The organism is Mycobacterium sp., from assembly GCF_049585075.1.
Taxonomy (GTDB): Bacteria; Actinomycetota; Actinomycetes; order Mycobacteriales; family Mycobacteriaceae; genus Mycobacterium.
This window is the reverse complement of sequence record NZ_JBAUZA010000337.1, coordinates 1-3,164: the sequence shown is the minus strand read 5'-3', so window position 1 is coordinate 3,164 and position 3,164 is coordinate 1. Positions and strand designations below refer to the sequence as shown.

Genomic DNA, 3,164 nt, shown 5'->3' with positions numbered 1-3,164 from the left:
GGTCGACGTCGCGCGGCATGCCCAGGTCGCAGATCACCAGCGGCTCGTCGCTTTCGTCGCGGCGGGCAGCGGCCAGTCCGTGGTGAACGTCGGCCAGCGACACCACCGGGCGCACGGCTCCGGTGCAGCTCACCACCAGGTCGGCGTCGGCCAGCGCGGACGGCAGCCGATCGAAGCTCAGCGCCTCGGCTCCGACGCCCGATTCGCGGATCTTGCGGGCCAGCCGCTGCGCGCGGGGCAGTGACCGGTTGACGACGTGGATGTCACGGACGCCGGCGCGGGCCAGGTGAGTCGCCGACAGGGCGCCCATTGCCCCGGCGCCGACCACCACTGCGGTTTTGCCTTTCAGCCCGCCCAACTTGGTGTCGGCCATGCCCAGCGCGACCGAGACCACCGAGGCGCCTGCGGCGTCGATCGCGGTGTCGGTGTGGACGCGTTTACCGACCGCGAGCGCGCGTTGGGCCAGCTCATGCAGCACCCGGCCGACGGTGCGGTTGGCCTCGGCGGCGGCGTAGGCGCGACGCACCTGGCCCAGCACCTGCTGCTCGCCGACCACGGCGGAATCCAGGCCGCTGGCCACGGCAAACAGATGCTCGACCGCGGCCTCGCTGTAGCGGACGTAGGCGTATTTGGTGAGCTCGCCCAGCGACATCCCGGAATGCTCGGAAAGCACCTGCCCGATGACCGAAAGACCGCCGTGGAAGGCGTCGACCACTGCGTAAACCTCGACCCGGTTGCAGGTAGACAGCACCATGGCCTCGGTGACCAGCGGCGACTGCATCATCTGGTCGACGATCTTGAGTTGGTCGGACTCGTCGGTGCTTAGCTGCTCCAGGACGGAGACCGGGGCGCTCCGGTGCGACACCCCGAAGAGCAGGACGCTCACGGCTGCATCACCTGGCCTGCTCCCTTGCTATCACCAGTGATCGAACTGGTGTCCACGGTAGACGTTTGACAGGTGGCCCACCAAATTTGTGCGGGGCGTCACCTGCGCTCCCCCAGATCTTTGCGCAACCGGGGTTCGTCGACCTCCCAGTAGCTGTGCTCGCGGCCGTCGAGCAGCACCACTGGCAGCCGGTCGCCGAACTCGGCGCGCAAGCCGGTGTTGCCGGCCGCCGCGGCGGCGTCGACGTCGGTGGTCGACAGGTCGAAATCAAGTTCGGCGGCCAGTTGCTCCAATTGCGCGTGCACCCGATCGCAGATCGTGCAGCCGGCGCGGGTCAACAGCTGGACCTGTGGGCGGCTCATAGTCCCAGTGTGGCAGTTGATCTCGATCGCGATTTCTGACGCGAAGGTGAATTGTGGCGGGAGGCGCAGATAACTATTTTTACCGCCATGGCTGATCCCAGAAACTTGCGCGCTGACCCGCAGGCCATGCACGGGGTTTCGCAGGCATTGTCCGGCGCGGCAAAGGACTTGCAGAGCAGGCTGATTGAGCTTGATGGCCAGGTGCGCGACATGCTGGCCGGCTGGCATGGTGGCGCGGGCGGCGCCTATGGCCGGGCGTGGGAGCTATGGCATCGCGGGGCCGATGAGGTACAGCTGGGACTGTCGATTCTGGCCAAGACGCCCGGTATCGCCGGTGCTGACTTCCAATCCCAGGACTCGACATCGGCGCAAACGGTGCGAGGTGCCTTAGATGGCTGACGCTTTCAGCGTGGATCCCGACGCCTTGGCGGATGCGATGCAGCGGATGAATGAGTTTGTCCGCCACACCGAGAGCCTCGTCGCTGAAATCGACACGCTGGTGACTCATCTGCACGGAGCGTGGTCCGGGCAGGCGGCTACCGCGCACGCCGAAGCACACCAGCACTGGTCGCGTGGCGAAGCGATGATGCGGGAGGCGTTGGCGCAGTTGAAGACTGCGGGTACCACGGCGCATGACAACTACACCGGCGTAATGGCGACGAATCTGTCCATGTGGTCGTGAGTTAATGGCGCCGCTAGCGGTCGATCCGCAAGCTCTGTCGGGTGCTGGGGCCGCGGTGATCTCAGTTGGCGACGGTGTGGCAGCAGCCTTGGGGCCATTGACATCTGGTTTTGGCGGCAACACTGGCCAGGATGCCGCCGGCGAGGCGTTCGGGCTGGCATATCAGGACTCGGCAAAGAACCTGTTGAAGGCGGTAGCGGCAGGAATTAACGCCTGCCGGATCACCGGGTTCAAGGTGCAGGTGGGTGCGTCGAACTACTCGCGCGCCGAGGCTGCCTCAACGTTGGGCGGTGGTGGCGCGGTGTTGCCGATGCCGCCCGAGCCGGGCAAGTTTGACGCCCCCGGGGCGCCTTGGACGCTGGGGCCAGGGATGCCGGAGCCCGCATTGTGGGCCGTAGTGGAGACTTTCGTCGGCGACTTGTGGCCCAATGGAAATCCAGGTCAGCTGCACGCTGCTGCGGGATGCTGGCGCACTTTCGGTGCGGCGCTGCACGGCGTGAAAGACGCTCTACACGGACCTAATTCGGTGGTTGGGGCGCAGCAGATGCCCGAGGCCGGACTGATTCAACTGGTGTTTTCCAAACTCGGCGACGACGTGGCCAAGGTCGGTGACGAGTGCGACAAGCTAGCCAAAGGCCTCGACGATTTCGCCAATGAGGTGCAGCATGCTCAAGACGCGATCCGGGACCTGTTGCACCGCTTGGACACACCGTCGGGCCTGTGGCATGAAGTGGTGGAGGTCTTCAAAGGTCACGGGCTCGACGAGATCAAAAAGATCGCCAATGACATCAAGGCCGTACTGCACAACATGAAGCGGGAGGCCGACGCCAAGGAGCAACTATTTCAGCAGGCGATGGGCTTGCTCGATGGCTGCGCCGTCGCCCTAGAGCACTACGCCAATAAGGAGTTCACCCATTTCCTGGGGAGGGATGTCGGTGGGGTGGCCTCCGGTTTATTCAACGCGTACATCGATACCAGTGAAGGCGTAATCAAGGGTGCCGCTGACGCGGCCCATTCCTTGAGCCAGCTCAATCCAGTGCGCTTTACCTACGACCCACACGGTGCTCTGCACACCTGGCAAGGCCTATCCAAGCTTGCGCAGATGGGTGCGAACCCGGCGGCAGCTCCAGCAATTCTTGCCTCCGATCCAAAAGGCACGATCGAAATGGTCAAGGGACTGGTCGACTACAAAGACTGGTCCAGCGATCGCCCCTTAGTGGGATTGGGCCACAAC

At 64.6% G+C, this 3,164-nt stretch carries 4 protein-coding genes and 1 pseudogene; 3 read left to right on the top strand and 2 right to left on the bottom strand.

The features are described 5' to 3' along the window. Together hemA and WB785_RS15930 are read right to left on the bottom strand one after the other, a co-directional pair. Positions 1-886: glutamyl-tRNA reductase (hemA, locus tag WB785_RS15935; protein ID WP_424080287.1), on the bottom strand; the 886-nt coding region annotated here is incomplete at its 3' end. A 98-nt stretch (positions 887-984) separates the two neighbouring features. After that, positions 985-1,248, bottom strand: a complete 264-nt coding sequence (locus tag WB785_RS15930; protein ID WP_424080286.1) for a glutaredoxin family protein — start codon at positions 1,246-1,248, stop codon at positions 985-987. A gap of 87 nt (positions 1,249-1,335) precedes the next feature. On the opposite strand from WB785_RS15930, the gene WB785_RS15925 reads away from it, so the two are divergent. The 3 genes and pseudogenes from WB785_RS15925 to WB785_RS15915 form a co-directional block, all read left to right on the top strand. Next, positions 1,336-1,647 carry a WXG100 family type VII secretion target gene (locus WB785_RS15925; protein WP_424080285.1) on the top strand — a complete coding sequence of 104 codons (312 nt, stop codon included), beginning with the start codon at positions 1,336-1,338 and terminating at the stop codon, positions 1,645-1,647. Then, positions 1,640-1,930 (top strand): WXG100 family type VII secretion target, encoded by a 291-nt coding sequence (locus WB785_RS15920; RefSeq protein ID WP_424080284.1) that lies wholly within the window; start codon positions 1,640-1,642, stop codon positions 1,928-1,930. Before WB785_RS15925 ends, WB785_RS15920 begins: the two co-directional genes overlap by 8 nt. Positions 1,931-1,934: 4 nt before the next feature. Next, positions 1,935-3,164: pseudogene (locus WB785_RS15915) on the top strand (hypothetical protein); the annotation flags it as partial.

Excerpts from the sequence above, each read along its gene's own strand:
- WB785_RS15930 (WP_424080286.1), bottom strand. The coding sequence starts at position 1,248 with ATGAGCCGCCCACAGGTCCAGCTGTTGACCCGCGCCGGCTGCACGATC.
- WB785_RS15925 (WP_424080285.1), top strand. The coding sequence starts at position 1,336 with ATGGCTGATCCCAGAAACTTGCGCGCTGACCCGCAGGCCATGCACGGG.
- WB785_RS15920 (WP_424080284.1), top strand. The coding sequence starts at position 1,640 with ATGGCTGACGCTTTCAGCGTGGATCCCGACGCCTTGGCGGATGCGATG.